This window comes from Streptomyces sp. NPDC058872 (assembly GCF_042743065.1).
Classification (GTDB): Bacteria; Actinomycetota; Actinomycetes; order Streptomycetales; family Streptomycetaceae; genus Streptomyces.
Map to the genome: position 1 here is coordinate 1 of NZ_JBHYMK010000015.1, position 21,007 is coordinate 21,007.

18 protein-coding genes and 1 pseudogene are annotated in these 21,007 nt (G+C 72.5%); 11 read left to right on the forward strand and 8 right to left on the reverse strand.

Annotated elements, in window-relative coordinates; genetic code table 11:
• Positions 1-60: 60 nt before the first annotated feature.
• Positions 61-1,005, forward strand: a complete 945-nt coding sequence (locus ACFW22_RS11980; protein ID WP_386401926.1) for an oxygenase MpaB family protein — start codon at positions 61-63, stop codon at positions 1,003-1,005.
• Positions 1,006-1,166: 161 nt separating this feature from the next.
• Here ACFW22_RS11980 and ACFW22_RS11985 read toward each other — a convergent pair whose 3' ends face one another.
• Positions 1,167-2,690: a M1 family metallopeptidase gene (locus ACFW22_RS11985; RefSeq protein ID WP_386401928.1), complete on the reverse strand. Its 1,524-nt coding sequence runs from the start codon at positions 2,688-2,690 to the stop codon at positions 1,167-1,169.
• A 219-nt stretch (positions 2,691-2,909) separates the two neighbouring features.
• On the opposite strand from ACFW22_RS11985, the gene ACFW22_RS11990 reads away from it, so the two are divergent.
• The 3 genes from ACFW22_RS11990 (at position 2,910) to ACFW22_RS12000 (ending at position 6,764) form a co-directional block, all read left to right on the forward strand.
• Positions 2,910-4,991, forward strand: a complete 2,082-nt coding sequence (locus ACFW22_RS11990; protein ID WP_386402191.1) for a Xaa-Pro dipeptidyl-peptidase — start codon at positions 2,910-2,912, stop codon at positions 4,989-4,991.
• Between the two features lie 38 nt (positions 4,992-5,029).
• Positions 5,030-6,343, forward strand: coding sequence for a M14 family metallocarboxypeptidase (locus ACFW22_RS11995; protein WP_386401930.1), 1,314 nt, complete (start codon positions 5,030-5,032; stop codon positions 6,341-6,343).
• A gap of 118 nt (positions 6,344-6,461) precedes the next feature.
• A complete protein-coding gene (locus ACFW22_RS12000) occupies positions 6,462-6,764 on the forward strand; it encodes a hypothetical protein (RefSeq protein WP_386401932.1) in 303 nt (100 codons plus the stop codon).
• Positions 6,765-6,923: 159 nt separating this feature from the next.
• Here the strand turns inward: ACFW22_RS12000 and ACFW22_RS12005 are convergent, their stop codons facing one another.
• Positions 6,924-7,880 (reverse strand): NAD(P)/FAD-dependent oxidoreductase, encoded by a 957-nt coding sequence (locus tag ACFW22_RS12005; protein WP_386401934.1) that lies wholly within the window; start codon positions 7,878-7,880, stop codon positions 6,924-6,926.
• 69 nt (positions 7,881-7,949) lie between these two features.
• On the opposite strand from ACFW22_RS12005, the gene ACFW22_RS12010 reads away from it, so the two are divergent.
• The 3 genes from ACFW22_RS12010 to ACFW22_RS12020 all read left to right on the forward strand — a co-directional run bounded on the left by ACFW22_RS12010 (position 7,950) and on the right by ACFW22_RS12020 (position 10,698).
• Positions 7,950-8,402 carry a hypothetical protein gene (locus ACFW22_RS12010; protein ID WP_386401936.1) on the forward strand — a complete coding sequence of 151 codons (453 nt, stop codon included), beginning with the start codon at positions 7,950-7,952 and terminating at the stop codon, positions 8,400-8,402.
• 13 nt (positions 8,403-8,415) lie between these two features.
• Positions 8,416-10,053 carry an ABC-F family ATP-binding cassette domain-containing protein gene (locus ACFW22_RS12015; protein WP_386401938.1) on the forward strand — a complete coding sequence of 546 codons (1,638 nt, stop codon included), beginning with the start codon at positions 8,416-8,418 and terminating at the stop codon, positions 10,051-10,053.
• Between the two features lie 243 nt (positions 10,054-10,296).
• Positions 10,297-10,698, forward strand: coding sequence for a hypothetical protein (locus ACFW22_RS12020; RefSeq protein WP_386401940.1), 402 nt, complete (start codon positions 10,297-10,299; stop codon positions 10,696-10,698).
• A 304-nt stretch (positions 10,699-11,002) separates the two neighbouring features.
• Here ACFW22_RS12020 and ACFW22_RS12025 read toward each other — a convergent pair whose 3' ends face one another.
• Both ACFW22_RS12025 and ACFW22_RS12030 read right to left on the reverse strand, forming a co-directional pair.
• Positions 11,003-13,402, reverse strand: coding sequence for a Tex family protein (locus tag ACFW22_RS12025; RefSeq protein WP_386401942.1), 2,400 nt, complete (start codon positions 13,400-13,402; stop codon positions 11,003-11,005).
• Between the two features lie 108 nt (positions 13,403-13,510).
• Positions 13,511-14,377, reverse strand: a complete 867-nt coding sequence (locus ACFW22_RS12030) for a hypothetical protein (protein ID WP_386401944.1) — start codon at positions 14,375-14,377, stop codon at positions 13,511-13,513.
• Between the two features lie 125 nt (positions 14,378-14,502).
• Here ACFW22_RS12030 and ACFW22_RS12035 point away from each other — a divergent pair, with 125 nt between their 5' ends.
• Positions 14,503-15,474 carry a GlxA family transcriptional regulator gene (locus ACFW22_RS12035; RefSeq protein ID WP_386401946.1) on the forward strand — a complete coding sequence of 324 codons (972 nt, stop codon included), beginning with the start codon at positions 14,503-14,505 and terminating at the stop codon, positions 15,472-15,474.
• Between the two features lie 29 nt (positions 15,475-15,503).
• Positions 15,504-16,145: a DJ-1/PfpI family protein gene (locus ACFW22_RS12040; RefSeq protein WP_386401948.1), complete on the forward strand. Its 642-nt coding sequence runs from the start codon at positions 15,504-15,506 to the stop codon at positions 16,143-16,145.
• Between the two features lie 9 nt (positions 16,146-16,154).
• Here ACFW22_RS12040 and ACFW22_RS12045 read toward each other — a convergent pair whose 3' ends face one another.
• Positions 16,155-16,898 carry an enoyl-CoA hydratase/isomerase family protein gene (locus ACFW22_RS12045; protein ID WP_386401950.1) on the reverse strand — a complete coding sequence of 248 codons (744 nt, stop codon included), beginning with the start codon at positions 16,896-16,898 and terminating at the stop codon, positions 16,155-16,157.
• Between the two features lie 66 nt (positions 16,899-16,964).
• Between ACFW22_RS12045 and ACFW22_RS12050 the strand changes: the two genes are divergently transcribed.
• Together ACFW22_RS12050 and ACFW22_RS12055 are read left to right on the forward strand one after the other, a co-directional pair.
• Complete coding sequence (locus ACFW22_RS12050) at positions 16,965-17,630, forward strand: HdeD family acid-resistance protein (RefSeq protein ID WP_386401952.1); 666 nt, start codon at positions 16,965-16,967, stop codon at positions 17,628-17,630.
• 130 nt (positions 17,631-17,760) lie between these two features.
• Positions 17,761-18,282 (forward strand): ATP-binding protein, encoded by a 522-nt coding sequence (locus ACFW22_RS12055; protein ID WP_386402194.1) that lies wholly within the window; start codon positions 17,761-17,763, stop codon positions 18,280-18,282.
• Here the strand turns inward: ACFW22_RS12055 and idi are convergent.
• The 3 genes and pseudogenes from idi to ACFW22_RS12070 form a co-directional block, all read right to left on the reverse strand.
• A complete protein-coding gene (gene idi / locus ACFW22_RS12060; protein WP_386401954.1) occupies positions 18,248-18,868 on the reverse strand; it encodes an isopentenyl-diphosphate Delta-isomerase in 621 nt (206 codons plus the stop codon). The two genes, ACFW22_RS12055 and idi, sit on opposite strands and share 35 nt — an antisense overlap.
• Before the next feature lie 152 nt (positions 18,869-19,020).
• Positions 19,021-19,569, reverse strand: a pseudogene (locus ACFW22_RS12065) (GNAT family N-acetyltransferase); the annotation flags it as partial.
• Between the two features lie 278 nt (positions 19,570-19,847).
• Positions 19,848-20,789 (reverse strand): cation diffusion facilitator family transporter, encoded by a 942-nt coding sequence (locus tag ACFW22_RS12070; RefSeq protein WP_386401956.1) that lies wholly within the window; start codon positions 20,787-20,789, stop codon positions 19,848-19,850.
• Between the last annotated feature and the right edge of the window lie 218 nt (positions 20,790-21,007).

Here is a 21,007-nt window from a genome sequence, read left to right on the forward strand (position 1 = left end):
GCGCCCGGTCGACGGCCCCTTCCGCGCGGAGGCAAGCTTGAAGGCACGAGGAGGAGGCCCATGGTGAGGGAACCGACGACGGCCCCCGGCCGTGCACCCGCCGCCAGCACCCCGGAGCCGCCACCCGTGGGCGGCGTGCTGTGGAGCCTCGCGGGGGACGTGCGGGCTCTCCTGATGCTGCCCGCCGCCCTCACCCTGCAGGTCGCCCATCCGGCCGTGGGCGCCGGCGTCGACGACCACTCCGTCTTCCGCACGGACCCCTGGGGCCGTGGCGAACGGTCCCTGCGCTCGCTCCAACTGTGGATCTACGGGGGCGACGAGGCCGCTCGGGAAGGCCGCCGGCTCCGGGAACTGCACCGGACCATCCAGGGCGTCGATGCCCACGGACGCCGCTACCACGCCCTCACCCCGGCCTACTACTCCTGGGTGCACGCCACCGGCTTCCCCATCTACCGGCACGGGCTCCGCCTCCTCGTCCGCCCCCTCAGCGAGGCCCAGGAGCGGCAGCTGTACGCAGAGTGGCTGCAAGTCGGTCGGATCCTCGGCATCCACGACCGGGACATGCCCCAGACGATCGAAGCGTTCTGGCCGTACTACCGGCGGGTCCTCGCCGAGGAGATCGAGGCCACCGCCGTCGTGCGGGAACTGCTCGACACCGACCTGCCACTGCCCGCACCCGATCGCGGGCCGTTGCCGCTCCGGCTCGTCCTCCGTGTCCTCTGGCCGGTCCTGCGCCGTCCGTTCCTGAAGCTCCGGACCTTCCTCACCGTCGGCCTGATGCCGCCGGAGGCCCGACGGGCCATCGGCCTGGAATGGACGGACGCACAGGAGCGGGCCCTGCGCCGCTTCACCCGGACCGTCCGGGTGGTGGTGCCCGTGCTTCCCGAGCGGCTGCGCTACCTCCCCCTGGCCCGAAGGGCCCGCAAGGCCGCCCGCCACGCCGGCGGACGGCCCGCGGGAGGTGCGCCGCCCGTCCGCCCCCGGAAGCCGGGGGCATCGGCGTGAGCCCCCGCCGGACCGACGGCCCCGGAGCAGAGGGCGTCCACCGGGGCGCCGGCACGCTCCTCGGACACCGGCACCGGTCGCGAACGGGCGACCCGGTCGGGGCGTGAACCCCGGGTGGCCACCGGCGCGCCCCCGGGGCGGCTCCTGAAGGTCCTCCGGGGTCAGTGCCCGGGGCGGGCGCCGTGGTCGTGGACGGTGTTCGTCGCCGCGATCTCCTTCCAGGACTTCGGCGGTGCGGGCTCCGCCGACGGCGCGGTCGAGCGGGTGGCCGGACCCGGGGCCGCGGGCACCGCCGCGGCGGCCGGCTTCGACGGCTGGTACAGCCAGGTGTCGAAGAGCCCGGCGAGCCGCTTGCCGGAGACCCGCTCCGCGTACCGGACGAAGTCCGAGACCCCGGCGTTGCCGTAGGCGAACTCCTGCGGCCATCCCTTCAGGACCGCGAAGAAGCGCTCGTCGCCGATCTCGTTGCGCAGCGCCTGGAGCGCCCAGGCGCCCCGGTCGTACACCGCGACGTGGAACTGGTTCTCGGCACCCGGGTCACCCGGCCGCACGGTCCAGAACGGGTCCTCGGCCGTCCGCGAGGCGTACACGTGGTCCGCCAGTTCCTGCGCCGTGCCCTCGCCCTCCTTCTCCGACCACAGCCACTGGCTGTAACGGGCGAAGCCCTCGTTGATCCAGATGTCCTTCCAGTCGCGGACCGACACGCTGTCGCCGTACCACTGGTGCGCCAACTCGTGCACGACCACCGACACGTTCGCGCCGTTGGCGAACTGCCGCGGGCTGTAGAACGGGCGGGTCTGCGTCTCCAGGGCGAAACCGCTGGTCACGTTCGGCACGTAGCCGCCGAGGGAGTTGAAGGGGTACGGGCCGTAGACCGACTCCAGCCACTCCGCCACCTCGGTGGTGCGCTCGATCGAGGCACGGGCGGCGCCGGCGTTGTCGCCGAGGTCCTTGCTGTACGCGTTGAGCACGGGCAGTCCGTTCGCGGTCCGGCCCGTCGTGATGTCGAACCTGCCGACGGCCAGCGTCGCCAGGTAGGTCGCCTGGGGCTTGTGGGAACGCCAGTTGAAGCGGGTCCAACCCAGTCGCGAGGACTGCGACCGCAGCACGCCGTTGCTGATCGCCTGGTGGCCGTCCGGCACCAGGACCGAGACGTCGAAGGTGGCCTTGTCCAACGGGTGGTCATTGGACGGGAACCACCAGACGGCCGACTCCGGCTCCTGCGCGGCGACTCCGCCGTCCGGGGTCCGGGCCCAGGCCGACCAACCGTCGATCCTGAACTCCGAGGGCTTGCCCGCGTACCGGACGACCACCGAGATCGGCGTGTTCCTGCGCAGCGGGGTCGCCGGGGTGACCTCCAGTTCGTGGTCCCCCGAGGTGGCGAACCCGGCCTTCCGCCCGTTCACCCTGATCTCGCTGACCTCCAGGCCGAGGTCGAGGTTGAAGCGGGACAGGTCCTGTGTGGGGGTCGCCAGGATCGTCGCCGTGCCCTCCAGGAGATCCGTCGCCGGCTGGTACTTCAGGCGCAGGTCGTAGTGGGAGACGTCGTAGCCGCCGTTGCCGCTGGCGGGGTAGTAGGAGTCGCCGATGCCCGGGGCGCCGGGTGTGAAAGAGGCCGCCGATGCCGGGATCGCCAGCAGCAGCGAGCCCGCGAGGGCGCTCGGAACGATCAGTCTGCGGTGCACGGGTGCTCCCAGGTCCTAGGAAACGTAAGACGTGCGGATGGTCGTCGATCCTTGGCTCGGAGCCCATTCAGCGCGCCGACGCACCGTCACGTCCAGAGGACCCTCCGTCACACGAGCGTCATTCGGCCGAGACGCACCGTCCGCCCCCCGCGCCGCGGCCGAATGCCTGCGACACCCTTTTGCGGGGGAGTCGACCGGGGTACGTTCCGGCGCATGCCGATGCGAAAGCGGAGAACCCGCGGACCCGGACCGTCGTACGGAACCGTTCTGGCCGCGGTCACGGCCGCCCTGTTCGCGACCCTGGTGACGCCCGCCGGCGCAGAGCCGGAGCGGGTCCCGCCACCCGTCCGCGAGTCCCGCCCCGTCTATTCGTACGCCGATGCGGTACGCGAGTCCGTCTGGGTCGACACCGGACTCGACGGCGACGGCGACGGGCGCGTCGACCGGGTCGCCGTCGACATCGTGCGTCCCCGCGAGCCCGCCGCGGCCGGTCGGAAGGTCCCGGTCATCATGGACGCCAGTCCGTACTACGCCTGCTGCGGACGCGGCAACGAGGGCCAGAAGAAGACGTACGACGCCGAAGGGAATCCGGTCGGGTTACCGCTCTTCTACGACAACTACTTCGTTCCGCGTGGCTATGCCTTCCTCGCCGTCGACCTCGCCGGCACCAGCCGCTCCGACGGCTGCAACGACGTCGGGGGCCGTTTTGACGTCCAGTCGGCCAAGGCCGTCGTCGACTGGCTCAACGGCCGTGCCCGCGGCTACGCCTCCCGCACCGGGGACACTCCGGCCCGTGCCACCGCCTGGAGCACCGGACACGTCGGAATGATCGGCAAGAGCTGGGACGGCACCATCGCCAACGGCGTTGCCGCCACTGGAGTCGAAGAGCTGAAAACGATCGTTCCGATCGGTGCCATCTCCTCCTGGTACGACTACTTCCACTCCCAGGGCGCCCCGCTCTACGACGCCAACCCGAGCTGGCTCTCCGACTACGTGAACGCCCCCGGGGCACGGGACCGTTGCGACGCGGTCCAGGAACGGATCGCCGGAAGCACCCCCTACAGCGGCGACTGGACCCCCGCCTGGACCGAACGCGACTACGTCGAGGACGCCGACAAGGTCAGGGCCAGCGTCTTCGTCGTCCACGGACAACAGGACCTCAACGTGCGCGCGGGACAGTTCGGCCGCTGGTGGGACGCGCTCGCCGCGCACGGCGTCGAGCGGAAGATCTGGCTCTCCCAGACCGGCCACGTCGACCCCTTCGACTTCCGGCGCGCCGACTGGGTCCGCACCCTGCACCGCTGGTTCGACCACTATCTCCTCGGCCACGAGAACGGCATCGACCGCGAACCCGTCGCCGACGTCGAACGCGCCCCGGACCTCTGGACCACCGACCGGCAATGGCCGCCGAGCACCACCCGGAGCACGACGCTGCGCCCCGCCCCCGGCACCCCCACCACGCCCGGCGCGCTCGGACGCACCCCCGCGCCCCCCGGCTCCACCGCGACCTTCACCGACGACCGGAGCCTGGGCGAACTGGACTGGGCCGCGCGGATCGACGGCCCGACTCCCGAGAAGGCGGGGTTCGTCACCCGCACCCTCTCCCGGGACCTGCGGATCTCCGGGGCCTCGAAGGTGGTGGTCACCGCGATCCCGACCACCACCAGCGCCCACCTCTCGGCCGTCCTCGTCGACCTCGGACCCGACACGATCCGCGACTACGCGGCGGCGGGGGAGGGCATCAGCACCCTCGCCGAGCGCAGTTGCTGGGGCGCGAGCACCCCCGGTGACAGCGCCTGCTTCAAAGAGACCGTCCCCCGGACGACGGACGTCGCGTTCACCGTCATCAGCCGGGGCTGGGCCGACCTCGGCACCTGGGCCGACCCGCACCGGGGACGCCGATTGGTTCCCGGCAAGGCGTACGCCCTGGCTCTCCACCTCGCCCCGACCGACCACGTCGTCCCGGCGGGGCACCGACTGGCGCTGATCGTGGCGGGCACCGACCGGGACCTCCTCGACCCTCCGTCGACCACGCCGACCCTGACGTTGGACCTCTCCCGCACCTGGGCCCGGCTGCCCCTGGTGGGGGGCCGGAGCGCCTTCGACCGGGCCACCACGGGGCCGGCACCGGCCGCATCGACGCCCGTCACCGGCCCTCCGCCGAGCGGTTCCGCCCCGCCGGCCGCCGTCACCGGACCGCGCCTTCCCGCTCCGGGCCCCGCCGTCCGGCAGGGGACCGCCGACCGCGCCGATGCGCCGGCCCTTCCCGCGTCCGCCGGCCCCCGAGGAGCCGCCCGTTGACCCCGTCGCACGCCGTCCGCCCTGATCGAGGAGACCCGGTGAAAACGATCGTCGGGCAGCGGAGCCGCCGTCGTGCACTCGCCCTCGCGGCGGGCGCCGCGGTCGTCGCGCTCCCCCTCGTCACCGTCCCCGCCAAAGCGGCGGACCGTGCTCCCGCGCAGGTGCTCCCGCGCACCGGCTTCGAGACGAGCCGGGGCGCCCGGTGGACCACCGAGGCCGAGGAGCGGGACTTCCTCGCCGCCATCGACCGGACCGGCGACCGGACGTCGGTGCGCCGGATCGGCACCACCGGACAGGGCCGTCCGCTCCGGCTGGTCACCCTCGGCGAGGGCCGCTCCGGCACCACCGTGCTGCTCGTCTGCAGCCAGCACGGCGACGAGCCGGCCGGCCGCGAGGCCTGTCTGAGCACCCTGCGCGACCTCGCGTACGCCCGGGACGAGGAGACCCGGCGCTTCCTCGCCCGCACCACCCTGCTGGTCCTGCCCACCGCGAACCCCGACGGACGGGAGGCGGACACCCGGGGCAACGGCGACGGCATCGACGTGAACCGCGACCACCTGGCCCTGCGGACCGCCGAGGCGCGTGCGATCGCAGCCGTCATCCGTGACCGGCACCCGGAACTCGTCTATGACCTGCACGAGTACGGTGCCACCCCGCGGTACTACGAGAAGGACCTGCTCGCCCTCTGGCCCCGCAACCTCGCTGTCGACCCGCACGTCCACGACGAGTCCCGGACGCTCTCGGAGTCCTACGTCCGGCCCGCCGCCCGCCTCGCCGGCCACGGCAGCGGCACCTACGGCATCTGGACCGATCCCCTCACCGGCAAGCCGATCAAACAGGTCGCCGGTGACGGCCAGGAGCGGATCCTGCGCAACGCGGCCGGCGTCAAGCACTCCGCGGCCCTGCTCGCCGAGACCCGGGTGGACGCGCTCGACCAGCCGGAGAAGGACGATCCGGCCCGTAACCACCGGCGCCGCGTCGCCACCCACCGCGCCGCGCTGGAAGGCGTCTTCGCCCATCTGGAGGAGCGCCGCGGGCCGCTCGCGGTGGCCACCGCCCTCGCCCGGCACACCGGCTTCGCCGGCCGGGGGCCGGTGTACCTCGGCGGCGCCGACAACGATCCGCCGGAGCCGGACGAGGTCCTCCTCGACCCGCCCTGTGGCTACCGCCTGGACGCCGCGCAGTACGCCGAGGTCGGCGACGAACTGGCCCTGCACGGGGTGACCGCACGGGTCGACGCCACCGGCGCCCTGGTGCCGCTCGCGCAGTCCCAACGAGCCCTCGTTCCACTGCTCCTGGATGCACGTGCCACCTACCACCTCGTCAGCGGACGTCCTGTGGAGAGGTGTTGACGAGCGAATCCGTCGAGCGGGTCGTGACGTGGTCCCGTTCTCCTTCGAGGTAAAGTTACTCACTGGTACTGACCATGCCTCGAACGGGCCCACGAAGCCCCGAAGTTGGAGAACCACCATGCACCACACCAAGCCCGCGCGCCGTGCCCTCACGGCGCTGCTCGCCACGACGCTGCTCGCCGGGGGCGTGCTGCTCGGGCAGACGGTGACCGCCGAGCCGGCCGCCGCCAAGTCCGTCACCTGCAACGCCGCCAAGCTGCACGCGCAGGCCCGCAAGGAGCGCGACCGCGCCGCCCAGCTCAAGCGCCTGCACGCCACGACGGAGGCCCGCAAGGCCTTCGCCCGCGCCGATGCCCTGGAGCGCCAGGCCAAGCGGTGCGCCGACGCGGACAAGTACCACAAGCCGCCGCTCTGGAAGTAGACGGAGCGCGCCCCGCGGGGCGGTCGTCGTCCTCCCGGGCGGTGACCGCCCCGCGGTCGTTCCCGCCCGACCGGCCCCGACCGGCCCCGACCGGCCCCGACCGGCCCCGACCGTCGGGGCCGGTCGGGCGCGTCCGCCGGCCGGTCGTAGGCGAACCGGTCAGCCGAGGACGAGGTCCGCCGCCCGCAGCGCGCAGCCCCAGGCCACCGTCACCCCCGCGCCACCGTGCCCGTAGTGATGCACCAGGCGCCCGCCGCCCGGCAGCGGCTCCGCCTCGATCCGCACCCCTCCCACCCGCACCGGCCGCAGCCCCACCCGGTGCCCCAGGACCCGGGCGTCCGCGATCTCCGGCCGCACCCGCGCACACCGCGCGACGATCGCCGCCGCCGTGGTCGGATCCGCGTCGAGCCGCTCGTCGCCCTCCTCGGCCGTCCCGCCGAGCACCAAGCGGTCGGCGTGCGGGAAGAAGTACGTGGTCTCGCCGGACGTCCCGTCGGCCGCAGTGAACCACTCGTCGATCCCGGGGTTCTCCACCAGGACCAACTGCCCCCGCACCGGCCGCAGCGCGGGATCCGGGACGAGCGTGCGCGCTGCGAGCCCGGTGCAGTCGACCACCACCGGGGCGAAGGCCGCGGCCTCCTCGAACCCGCTCACCGCGCGCTGCTCGAAGACGCCGCCCAGGGCCTCGAACCGGTCCCGCAGGAAAGCCAGGTGGACCGGCATGTCGATCAGCGGCAGGCGTGCCGCCAGGCCCGTTTGGTACGGCCCCGGCACTTCGTCCGGCGCCAACCGTCGGAGCCCCTCGACCTCGCCCGCCCACGGACCGAGGTGCTCCAGGGTCGTGTCCGCATGGACCCCGGCCGTCCACCGGACCCCGCTGCGGTCCGGATCCACGGCCAGCTCGGCGTACGTGTGCAAGGAGGCGAGCGCCCACGCCCCGACCTCGGCCGCCGGCTCGATCCGGTACGGCCACCACAGCGCGCCCGCCACCGCCGAGGTCGTCCGCGTCACGACGTCCCGCGACCAGATCCGCACCCGCAGCCCGCGCTCCGCCAGGGTCGTTGCCGTTGCCAGCCCGATGACTCCGCCGCCCACCACGATCACGTCGCACCACATGCCCGGACCGTACCGGGACCGGGACATTTCCGGGACGGTGCAGCCACGGAAGATCGAAATACTTGAGCCATGCCGCTCCCGCACACATCCCTCGACCTCACCTCCGTCGTTTCCGAGGGCGGTGGTCACCGGGTCCGCCACGACTTCCTCGTCGACGGCAGGCCGCTCCTCCGCCGGCTCGACGAGATCGAAGGAGCGGACGTCGTCTCGCCCCTCGCGGCAGACCTCCCGCCCACCGTCCGCGCCGAGCACGCCCTCCGCCTCCTGTCGGCCGACGGCACCCGCCAGGTGATCCACTCCTGTCCCGACTGTGCGGACCCCGGATGCGGTGCGGTCACCGCCGTCGTCCTGCGCGAGGGGGGTGACGTCGTCTGGCGCGACTTCGCCTGGCAGACCGGACCCGCCGTCGACCTCGTGCACGAGGGATATCCGGGGATCGGCCCCTACCGGTTCCCCGCCGCCGGCTACCGGTCCGTGCTGCTGCGGCTGCTCGCTTCCGCGGAGCGAAGCGGCGTCGCCTAGGATTCCTTCCCTGATGACTGCAACCCTCGTCGCCAAGGACCTCGCCGCCGGCCACGGCGAACGCACCCTCTTCGCCGCCCTCGACCTCGTCGTCGCCCCCGGTGACGTCATCGGCCTCGTCGGCGCCAACGGCGCCGGCAAGTCGACCCTGCTGCGGTTGCTGGCCGGCCTCGACGTCCCGGAAGAGGGCGAACTGCGCCTCTCCCCGCCCACCGCCGCCGTCGGGCACCTCCCGCAGGAACCCGAGAGGCGTGCCGGTGAGACCGTGCGGGAGTTCCTCGCCCGTCGCACCGGCGTCGCCGCCGCCCAGACCGCCATGGACGAGGCCACCCAGGGGCTCGTCGACGGCGCCCCCGGTGCGGACGACGCCTATGCCCTCGCCCTCGAACGCTGGCTGAACCTCGGCGGAGCCGACCTCGACGAGCGCGCCGAAGAGGTGGCCGACTCCCTCGGCCTCACCGTCGGCCTCGACCAGCCGATGACGGCCCTCTCCGGTGGCCAGGCCGCCCGTGCGGGCCTCGCTTCGCTGCTCCTCTCCCGCTATGACGTCTTCCTGCTCGACGAGCCCACCAACGACCTCGACCTCGAAGGCCTGGAGCGGCTGGAATCCTTCGTGAAGGGGCTGCGCGCCGGCACGGTCGTCGTCAGTCACGACCGCGAGTTCCTCACCCGCACCGTCACCAAAGTCCTCGAACTCGACCTCGCCCAGCAGCAGATCACCTTGTACGGCGGCGGTTACGAGGCGTACCTGGAGGAGCGGGCCACCGCCCGGCGCCACGCGCGCGAGGAGTACGAGGAGTACGCGGGCAAGAAGGCCGCCCTCGAAGGCCGTGCCCTCATGCAGCGCAACTGGATGGACAAGGGCGTCCGCAACGCCCGCCGCAAGGCCACCGACAACGACAAGATCGGCCGCAAGCTGCGCGGCGAGGCCAGCGAGAAGCAGGCGGCGAAGGCCCGGCAGACCCAGCGCATGATCGAGCGCCTCGACGTCGTCGAAGAACCCCGCAAGGAGTGGGAGCTGCGCATGGAGATCGCCGCCGCACCCCGCTCCGGCTCGGTCGTCGCGACCCTGCGCGAGGCCGAGGTGCGCCGCGGCGACTTCTCCTTCGGCCCCGTCACCCTCCAGATCGACTGGGCCGACCGGGTCGCCGTCACCGGGGCCAACGGCGCCGGCAAGTCGACCCTGCTCGCCGCGCTCCTCGGGCGCCTTCCGCTGGACTCCGGCGACGCGGTGCTCGGCTCGGGCGTCGTCGTCGGCGAGGTGGACCAGGCCCGGAAGCTCTTCCACGGCACGGAGACGCTCCTGGAGGCGTTCTGCGCGGCCGTGCCCGACACCGAGCCGGCCGACGTCCGGACGCTGCTCGCCAAGTTCGGTCTGAAGGCCCTCCACGTGTTGCGGCCCGCCAGCACCCTCTCCCCGGGCGAGCGGACGCGCGCCGCGCTCGCCCTGCTCCAGGGCCGTGGAGTGAACCTGCTCGTCCTGGACGAGCCGACCAACCACCTGGACCTGCCGGCCATCGAGCAGTTGGAGTCCGCGCTCGACTCGTACACCGGCACGCTGCTCCTCGTCACCCATGACCGCCGGATGCTCGACGCGGTCCGCACCACCCGTCGCATCGAGGTCGCCGACGGCAAGGTGACCGAGCTCTGATGACGGTCCCCTCCGGACGGGGGCCCGTCGAAGCGGGGGTCCCCGCACCCTGACCCCGGAGGCGTCCGCGGCGGCCACGCCGTGGGCGGCGACGGAGGACCCGACCGCCGCCTTGCACGGTTGCCGGTCGGGCCGTGAACTGTACGCGTACGGCTTTCCGCAGGCCGTGGCCGTGGCCGCCGAGATCGACAGCTCGACGGTCGGCCCCGCCCTCGCGGACGGCGCATTCCAGGAGGCAACACCATGACCGACCTACTGACCCGGCTGACCGAGATGCTGGACGACCTCGACGCGGACGTCGACGCGACGATCGACCTCGCCGATGAGATCGCCGCCTCGGGTGACGCCGGCCTCCTGCCGCGCCTCCAGGCGGAGCTGGACCGCGCCCTCATCGAGCAGAACGCCTACGCCCGCGAGCTCCTCGGCGGCGTCCTCGCGGCGATCGGCGGTTCCGACACCCTTCCGGCGCTGATCCGCGCCTCGGCCGTGGACCTCGGTGACGACCAGGACGGTCTGGCCGCCGAGATCGTGGACCTGGTCCAGGCCGACCCGAAGTCCGCTCGCCGTCTCCTGCAGCCGCTGACGGAGGACGATGACCTCTCCGTCGCCAACCGCGCCGACTGGGCGCTGCGCTTCCTGCCGTAACCCCGCCCCGATGCCGAGGGGCACCGCGGGAGGCGGCCCCTTGCGGTCGGACGTGCACCCGGGCGGCCCGGCACGCGGCCGACCGGCCCCGTTCTGCTGCCCTCCTCGCCGCCTCCGGAAGCAGGAGACGTGCTTCCCCCGAAGGGGGCAACCGATCGGGGGCGGAGGACCGGTGCGCGCCGGCAGCGGGTCCGGGGCGTCCCGGCCTGGTCGTGAACGAGGAGCGGCCGTCCCCGTCGCCCTGCTCGGGGCTGACGGGGACGGCTCCGACGAACCGTCGGACGCACTCCTCCACACGGTGCCCCTATCGGCGCTTGTCGTTCCCCCCGCCCAGCAGGCCCGCCTTGCGGAGGGCGTCCGCCATCGCGCTGTTGGCCGGTGCGGGCGCGGCCGACCGGCCCCGGTCGTTCCGGCCGCCCCGGTCGCCCCGCTGTGCCTCGCCCTGTCGCTGCTGCGGCGGCCGGCCGGAACGATCGCCCCGCCCCCCGCGGTCGCCCCGCTCGCGCCTGGACGTGCCTCCCTGGGCGTCGGCACCCGGTTCGTCGTCGAGGCGCAGGGTCAGTGAGATCCGCTTGCGCGGCACGTCCACGTCCAGGACCTTCACCTTGACCACGTCGCCCGGCTTCACCACGTCGCGCGGATCCTTGACGAAGGTCTTCGACATCGCCGACACGTGCACGAGGCCGTCCTGGTGCACACCGACGTCCACGAAGGCGCCGAACGCCGCCACATTGGTGACCACGCCTTCCAGGACCATCCCGGACGCCAGGTCTCCGATCTTTTCGACGCCCTCCTTGAAGGTGGCCGTCCGGAACGCCGGACGCGGGTCGCGGCCCGGCTTCTCCAGTTCGCGCAGGATGTCCGTCACCGTCGGCAGGCCGAAGGTCTCGTCGACGAAGTCGTCGGCCCGCAGCGAGCGCAGCGTGCCCGTGTCGCCGATGAGCGCCGCGACCTCGCCGCCCGTCGCCTTCGCCATCCGGCGCACCACCGGGTACGCCTCCGGGTGCACCGCGGAGCCGTCGAGAGGGTCGTCGCCACCCCGGATGCGGAGGAAGCCCGCGCACTGCTCGTACGCCTTCGGGCCGAGTCGCGACACGTCCTTGAGGGCCTTGCGGGAGCGGAAGGGGCCGTTGGCGTCACGGTGCGCGACGATGTTCTCCGCGAGGCCCGAGCTGATCCCGGAGACCCGCGAGAGCAGCGGCGCCGAGGCCGTGTTGACGTCGACGCCGACGCCGTTCACGCAGTCCTCCACCACCGCGTCCAGCGACCGCGAGAGCTTCGCCTCGGCGAGGTCGTGCTGGTACTGGCCGACGCCGATGGACTTCGGGTCGATCTTCACCAGTTCCGCGAGCGGGTCCTGGAGGCGGCGGGCGATGGAGACGGCGCCGCGCAAGGACACGTCGAGTTCGGGGAGTTCCTGCGAGGCGAAGGCGGAAGCCGAGTAGACCGAAGCGCCCGCTTCCGAAACCATCACCTTGGTCAGCTTCAACTCCGGGTGCTTGCTGATGAGTTCGGCCGCCAGCTTGTCCGTCTCCCGGGAGGCGGTGCCGTTGCCGATGGCGACCAGCTCGACCGCGTGTTCCCTTGCCAGCCGCGCGAGCCTGTCGAGGGCCTGGTCCCAACGGTTGGCGGGAACGTGCGGGTGGATCGTCTCGGTGGCGACGACCTTGCCGGTCGCGTCGACGACGGCGACCTTCACGCCGGTGCGGAAGCCGGGGTCGAGTCCCAGCGTGGCCCGGGTGCCGGCCGGCGCGGCGAGCAGCAGGTCGCGCAGGTTCGCCGCGAAGACCCGGACCGCCTCGTCCTCGGCCGCCGTGCGCAGCCGCAGGCGCAGGTCGATCCCCAGGTGCACCAGGATGCGGGTGCGCCAGGCCCAGCGGACCGTGTCCCGGAGCCACGCGTCGCCGGGGCGCCCCCGGTCCGCGATGCCGAAGCGGCCCGCGACGATCCCCTCGTACGAGGAGGGGCCCTCGGCGGGCTCCTCGGGCTCCAGCTCCAGCCCGAGCGCGTCCTCCTTCTCGCCACGCAGCAGGGCGAGCACCCGGTGGGAGGGGAGCTCGGTGAACGGTTCGGCGAAGTCGAAGTAGTCCGCGAACTTCGACCCCGCCTCCTCCTGACCCTCGCGGACCTTGGACACCAGCCGGCCGCGGCCCCACATGCGCTCGCGCAGTTCGCCGATGAGGTCGGCGTCCTCGGAGAACTTCTCGGTGAGGATCGCCCGCGCGCCCTCCAGGGCGGCGGCGGCGTCCGCGACGCCCTTGTCCGCGTCGACGAAGGCGGCGGCGGCAGCCTCCGGCGCGACGGACGGATCGGCGAGCAGCCCCTCGGCCAAGGGTTCCAGGCCGGCCTCGCGGGCGATCTGGGCCTTCGTCCGGCGCTTCGGCTTGAAGGGCAGGTAGATGTCCTCCAGGCGCGCCTTGGTGTCGGCGGCCCGGAGGGCGGCCTCCAGCTCGTCCGTCAGTTTGCCCTGCTCGCGCACCGAGTCGAGGATCACCGACCTGCGGTCCTCCAGTTCGCGCAGGTAGCGCAGCCGCTCCTCGAGGGTGCGCAGCTGCGCGTCGTCGAGCATCTCGGTCGCTTCCTTGCGGTAGCGCGCGATGAACGGCACGGTGGAACCGCCGTCGAGGAGCTCGACGGCTGCCTTCACCTGTCGCTCGCGTACGCCGAGCTCCTCGGCGATCCTTGCTTCGATGGACGTCGTCACGGTGTCCCGACTCGCCTTCTCGTGCCTCAAGCTTGCTCATGCATTGTGCCGGGTCGGTCACCCGGATGCGGCAATCGACCCGATCACGTGCGCGCCGGGGCCCGTGATTCAGCCCTTTCCGATGAGATCCGGGGGGAAGGCGCCCGCGCCGGCCGCCGTGACCGCGAAGTCGCGTGCCAGCTCGGTGAGCCGCTCCACGCCCGTGGCGCCGAGGTGCTCGTACGGGGCGGAGTCCAGCCGGTCCGTGGTCTGCTCCAGTTCCTCGCGCAGCCGCGCCCCCGCCCCGGTCAGTTCGCCCTCGGCGTCCAGCAGGCCGCGCCCGCGGAGCCGGCCGACCGCGGCCTCCCAGTCGGAGCGTCGCCAGCCGCGGCTGGCGAGGAACCAGCGCGGGCTCATGGCCTTGCCGGTCGCCGTGTGCGACACGACCGCTTCCACGGGGTCGAGGCCGAGCGAGAGCAGGGCCGCGAGGTGACCGTCGCCCCGGTGTTCGCGCAGCAGCGTGGTGGCGTGCCAGTAGGCGAGGTGGGGGGCCTTTGGTACGGGCAGGTCGGCGTTGGCGGAGTAGAGGGGACGGGCGTGCCGCGTGCACGCCTCGGCGGCGCGCAGGGCGAGCTCGGCCGCCTCGGCCATCTCCGGGGAGGTGACCGCCCCGTCGCCGAGCAGCCGGCGGAGCGTCGCGTCGACGGCACGCAGCCGCGCGTCGAGGACGGCGGCGGGGGAGGCGGTCTCCCAGACGGCGGGGAGGTGTTGGGCGAGGAGTTCGTGGTTGTAGTTGTAGAAGGCCGCGGCGACGGTGCCGGCGCCGACCGCGCCGAGCACGGCGCTCCGGGCGGCGAGCCGGGCGGGCGTGGCATCGGTGATGCCGAGTGCGCCGAACTCGCGGTCGAGGTCGGGCGAGAAGTAGAGCGTGGAGTGCATCGTGTTGACGACGTTGTGGCAACGGCGTCCGGCTCGCGGGGGCAGGTGGCTCGTCATGGAACCAAAGGTTACCGACTGGTTGGTACGACGGGAACGGGGTCCTTCCGGCCGTCCGCGCGAGGGCAGGAAGAGTGGGTTTTCCGTCATTGCGGACGGAGACGGCCCGCGCCGAGGATGGGGCCATGCCCCAGCGATCCGTCCTCGTCGTCCTCTTCGACGACGTCCAGAGCCTCGACGTCACCGGACCGGTCGAGGTGTTCGCCGGTGCCGGACGCGTTGCCGGGGATCCGTCCGCCTATCCGATCCGCACCGCCTCCCTGGACGGGGCGCCGGTCCGCACGCACAGCGGACTGCGCCTGCTGCCCGACACCGGACTCGACGAGGCCGTCGCTGACGGCCTTCCGCACACGCTGGTCGTCCCCGGTGGCGAAGGCACCCGGGAACCCGACCCGGTCCTGGTCGACTGGCTGCGCGTCCACGGCCCGCGGGCCACCCGCCTGGTCTCCGTCTGCACCGGGGCACTGCTCCTCGCCGAGGCGGGGCTCCTCGACGGCCACCGGGCCACGACCCACTGGAACGCCTGCGAGCACCTCGCCCGCCGCCACCCCCGGGTCGAGGTGGACCCGGACCCCGTCTTCGTGCGGGACGGGCGGCTCGCCACCTCCGCCGGGGTCACCGCGGGCATCGACCTGGCACTCGCCCTGGTCGAGGAGGACCTGGGCCGGGACGTCGCGCTCACCGTCGCCCGTCACCTGGTCGTCTTTCTGCGCCGTCCCGGCAACCAGGCCCAGTTCAGCGCCCAGCTGTCCGTGCAGACCGCCCGCCGGGAACCGCTGCGGGACCTCCAGCACTGGATCACCGAGCATCCCACTGAGGACCTCTCCGTCGAGGCGCTGGCCGCCCGCGTCCGGCTCTCGGCCCGCCACTTCGCCCGGGCCTTCCGCGCGGAGACCGGAACGCCGCCCGGCAGCTACGTCAACCGGGTCCGGCTCGAACACGCCCGTCGCCTCCTGGAGGACAGCTCGCGCGGTGTCGAAGAGGTCGCCCGCGCCTCGGGATACGGCACGCCCGAGGCGATGCGCCGCGCCTTCCTGAAGGCCCTGGGGACCGGCCCCGCCGAGTACCGCCGTCGTTTCCACGCACCCGTGGACTGACCGTTTCCACCGACCTGCGAAGGACCACCGTGCAGATAGCCGTCCTGCTCTACGACCGCTTCACCGCCCTCGACGCCGTCGGCCCCTACGAACTGCTCGGCCGTCTCCCCGGGGCCGAGGTCGTCTTCGTGGCCAAGGAGGCCGGCCCGGTCCGCAACGACCAGGGCAGCCTCGCCCTCGTGGCCGACCGGAGCCTCGCCGAGGTACCGCGCCCGGACGTCGTCCTGGTCCCCGGCGGCCCGGACGCGCGGATCGCCCTCGGCGACCCGGAGATCCTCGACTGGCTCCGCACCGCGGACGCCACCAGCAGCTGGACCACCGCCGTCTGCACCGGTTCCCTGGTCCTCGCCGCCGCGGGCCTGCTCGACGGACGCAGGGCCACCACCCACTGGCTCGCCCGGGAGGAGCTGCGGGTGCTGGGCGTCGAGCCCACCGCCGAGCGCGTCGTCTTCGACGGCAAGTACGTCACGGCCGCCGGCGTCTCCTCCGGCATCGACATGGCGCTGCACCTCATCGGCCGGATCGCCGGGGACGAGACCGCCCAGACCATCCAGCTGCTCACCGAGTACGACCCGCAACCGCCCTACGGCGCGGGCTCGCCCGAGAAGGCCCCGGCAGCGATCGTGGCCCACTGGCGCGGGCGCCCGGTGCAGTCGCTCGCGGGGGAATGAGCCGCCGGCTCACCGTCCGTAGGTGAAGCGCGGCGCGCGGCGCTCCAAGAAGGCGGCGACCCCCTCCGTGGTGTCGTCGCTGCCGCGTGCTTCCTCCGCCCAGTGAGAATCCCGGTCCACGTGCCCGTCGACGAACTCCTTGGCCGCGGCCTGCGTCAGCAGCGAACGGGAGGCGAGCACCCGGGCGAACCCGGTCACCCGCCCGTCCAGTCCGCCCGCCGGATGCAGCTCGTCCACGAAGCCGGTCCGCAGGGCCCGTTCCGCGTCCATCAGCTCGCCGGAGAACAGCAGGTACTTGGCGGTCGACGGCCCCACGAGGGCGGTGAGCCGACGGGTCGACGAGGAGGGGTAGACGATGCCGAGCTTCGCGGGGGTGATACCGAAGCGGGCACCCTCCTCGGCGAACCGCAGGTCGCAGGCGGCAGCCAGCTGGCTGCCGCCGCCGACGCAGAAGCCCCGGACGGCGGCGAGGGTCGGCTTGGGGAAGGCGGCGAGGGCCTCCTCGGCCCGTACCGCCAGCGTCTGCTGCTCGTCACCGGGCTCCCGCAGCGTCGAGATGTCCGCTCCCGCGCAGAAGGTGTCGCCCTCGCCGGTGAGGACCAGGACCCGGACCGAGGGGTCGGCGGCGAGCCGGTCCAGGACGCCCGGCAGGGCGCGCCACATCCCGGCACTCATCGCGTTGCGCTTGGCGGGGTTGGCGATGACGACGGTGGCGATCCCGTCCGAGACGCTTTCCTTCAGCTGGGGCTCCATGGGGCGGATGCTATCCGCCGGTCCCGAACGTACGATCAAGAAGGGGTCGCTCCGAGGAGGCAGTGCATGGCCAAGGACGCCCGCGAGACGCAGGCCGATCCGGACCCGGTCCAGGAGATGGCGCGCGAGGGGAAACGACTCAGTCGAAGCTTCAGCTGGCTGGCCGTGCTCGGCACCCTGCTCGTGATCGGTGGCGTGGTCGGCCTGATCTACACCGCCGCCGCCACGCTGACCTCCATGCTCCTCTTCGGCTGGCTGCTCCTCGTCGGCGGTTTCGTGGGGCTGCTCCAGGCCATCCAGTCGCGGGGCACCAGCTACTTCTGGCTCGCCGCGGTGGTCGCCGCCCTGAACATCGCCGCCGGTGTCGTGGTGATCCGTCACCCGGAGGGCTCCGCGGAGGCGCTGACGATGTTCGCCGCCCTGCTGTTCCTGACCGGCGGGCTGTTCCGCTTGGTCGGCAGCGTGGTGGTGCGCGGGCCCCAGTTCGGCTGGACCCTGCTCCAGGGGGCCTTCGGCCTGCTGCTCGGCCTGTTGGTGCTCTTCGACTGGCCGCACAGCAGCCGTTACGTCCTCGGCGTCTTCTTCTCCCTCGCGCTGCTCTTCGACGGCCTCGGCCTGATCGCGATCGGGGTGGGCGGGAGACGGATCGTCCGCATGGTCAAGCCTTCGGAGCCGATCGAGGACATGTCTCCGGACTTCCCGGAAAACGGACAAGGGCAGTCGAGCATCTGACCTCGGCATAATTCGCCGGTCAAAAGACAGCCGATAGGTGTCAACTTCTGGTCAGTAGCTCGGTCGACCTCTGTGCATTGCCAAGACTCGATCCGTGGCGAGAACCGAGCACGAGGCTGGGAACGGGGCCGTGGAGACCCACGGAGCGATTCCCGCCCAGCAACCGTCCTACGAAGGAGTCTGGCGCTTCACCGCTGCAGCGGTCGACGTCTCCGTCCCGCAGGCCCGGCACGCTGTACGCGACCTACTGGTCCGTCAGGGCGCCCCCGTCCACGAGGAGGTCATGGACGGCCTGTTGTTGATCGTCTCCGAGCTGGTGACCAATGCGGTGCGGCACGCGGCGCTGCTCTCCCCGGAGATAGCAGTGGAGGTCGCGATCGGTCCCGAGTGGGTCAGGGTGTCGGTCGAGGACAACCATCCGTACCGCCCGAAGGCGCTGGAGGCCGATTGGGGACAGACGGGAGGGAGGGGCCTGCTCCTGGTCCGCGAGATCGCACAGGAGGCCGGTGGCTCCTGCGACGTCGAGCACACCGCGAGCGGAGGGAAGATCATTTGGGCGGCGCTGCCCCTGGCCCCGGTGGCACCCGGGCCAGGGCGCGCGCCCTGCACTCCGACGGTCACCAGCCCCCGGACGGACCCGTCAGCTCCCTGATCGCCGGACGCGCCGCGTCCAGGACCGTCATGAACCAGGCGGAGAAGGGTGCGGCCGCGTGGCGCTCGGCCAGCTCGTCGGGGCCGACGAAGGCGGTGTCCTCGATCTCCTCGGGGTCCGGCTGCGGCTCTGCCTGGACCAGGCCGACGAAGAGGTGGTTGAACTCCTGTTCCACCAGTCCCGAGGCCGGGTCCGGGTGGTTGTAGCGAACGGTGCCGGCCGCCGCGAGCAGCGTGGGCGAGACGCCCAGTTCCTCGAAGGTGCGCCGGGCCGCCGCGGCGAACGGCGCCTCGCCCGGGTAGGGGTGGCCGCAGCAGGTGTTCGACCACACGCCGGGGGAGTGGTACTTGCCGAGCGCCCGCCGCTGCAGCAGCAGTCGCCCCGATTCGTCGAAGAGGAAGACGGAGAAGGCGCGGTGGAGCCGGCCGGGCGCCTGGTGGGCGGCGAGCTTCTCGGCGGTGCCGATCGTCCTCCCCTCCTCGTTGACCAGTTCGAGCATGATCGGCGCCGGGACTCCGGACGGCTGGACGCCGTTGGACGCGGTCTCCGGCGAGATCTGAGCCGTGGTGGCTGGTGTGGTCGGCATACCCATCCTTCGCATCGGTCCTCGGCCCGGTGGGGCCACCACAGTGTGCCGTACAAAAGCGGCTTGTCCGTACTTCGTCGGCCGGACGCGGCGGCTCCCACCGCACCGGAGTACAACCGGTGCGGTGGGAGCGAGGAGGGTGAAAACAGGCACTACACCCCGAAAGGCGCCGGATATGCGAGGGTGCCCGAAGGAACGGGAACCGAAGCGTCCAGCACCAGTGCCATCATCGCCTCGTCCGGGACCTCGAAACCTGGCTTGATTCCGTACGCGGAAGCCCGTACGAACCCGAACCGCGGGTAGTACTCCGGATGGCCCAGGACGAGCACGAGCGACTCGCCCTGAAGGCGCGCCGCGTCGAGCACGGCACGGACGACGGCCTGTCCGGCTCCCGTCCGCTGGTGCCCGGGGGTCACCGACACCGGGGCGAGCGCGCCGGCGGGGGCGCCGTCGACCAGGCAGCGGGTGATCAGGGCGTGCGCCGCGACCGTGCCGTCCGGTGCCTCGGCGACGTAGGACAGCCCGGGCAGCCAGGCGTCGTCGGTCCGGAGCGCATCGACCAGATCGGCCTCGGACTCCGACCCGAAGGCGGCCGTCACGACCCGGCGGATCGTCCCGGCCTCCCCGTCGGTTTCGGGGCGGGTGGGCCAGCGCGGATCGGCGGGCTGCGGGACGGGACGGGCGTGCCCGTGCCTCCGTCCGGGAAGGCCGCGGTGCGCGGTGGAGGAGGAAGGGGGGAAGGTGTTGTCGGTCAAGGTGGAAACCCTTGGTGAAGGGGGTCCCGGCCGACGACGTGACGTACCGGTGGGAAGACCGGGATCAGGTCAGCCGGAGACCCGGAAGCCGAAGGACGACCGGGTGCTGCCGCACGGGGCAGCCTCCCTTGCGACGGTCATCGACCCCAGCTCCTTTCCGCGCACGTTCCGTGGGGAAAGGCTAACAGGCGGCGGCCGATCGGGGCCGCCGCCCGGGACGCGGCTCAGAGGCAGAGCTTCGCCTCGTGCTCCGCGTGGCCGACCGGCTCCAACTGGAAGGTGCAGTGCTCCACGTCGAAGTGCGAGCCCAGGCAACCCTGGAGTTCGTGCAGCATCTTCTCGTGGCCGACCGAGTCCAGGGTGTCCTGCTCGACGACCACGTGCGCCGAGAGCACCGGCATCCCCGAGGTGATCGTCCAGGCGTGCAGGTCGTGCACGTCCTCGACGCCCGGCAGGGCCAGGATGTGCGAGCGCACCTCCGCCATGTCGACGCCCTTCGGGGCCGCCTCCAGGAGCACGTCCAGGGTCTCGCGCAGCAACTTGATCGTGCGCGGCACGATCATCAGGCCGATCACGATCGAGGCGATCGGGTCCGCGTACTGCCAGCCGGTGGCCAGGATGATGCCGGCCGCGACGATCACCGTGACCGAACCCAAGGCGTCCGCGAGCACCTCCAGGTACGCCCCGCGGACGTTGAGGCTCTCCTTCTGGCCCCGCATGAGCAGCGACAGCGAGATCACGTTGGCGACCAGGCCGATGACCGCGAACGCGATCGCCAGGCCGCCCTTGGTCTCGGCCGGCTCGATGAACCGCTGGATCGCCTCGTACAGCACGTATCCGCCGACGCCGAGCAGCAGCAGACAGTTCGCGAGCGCCGCCAGGATCTCGGCCCGGGCGTACCCGAAGGTGCGGTTCCGCGACGGCGGGCGGTTCGCGAAGTGGATCGCGAGCAGTGCCATCGCGAGCCCGACCGCATCGGTCGCCATGTGCGCCGCGTCCGCGATCAGTGCGAGCGAGTCGGCGAGCAGGCCGCCGACGATCTCGACCACCATCACGGAGAGCGTGATGCCGAGTGCGATCCGCAGCCGGTTCCGGTACGCGGCTGCGGCCGTTCCCGTCGGCGGCGGGCCGCCGTGGCTGTGTCCGTGGTCGTGTCCAGCCCCCATGACAAGGCCTCCAGGTCGTGTCGTCCGGGTGTCGCTCGGTGGTCTCCGATTCGCAAGTGAACTACGGGTGGGGGGTATCTGCAACACGGTACTGAACACCGTTGTCATATGCTCTGACCTGCGATGACGACGGAAGGGTGTCCTGTTTCGGTCGGGTCTCCGCACCGGCGTTCGTGAGCCTGGTCGTCGATCGCCCATGATGATCTCCGCGCCACGGG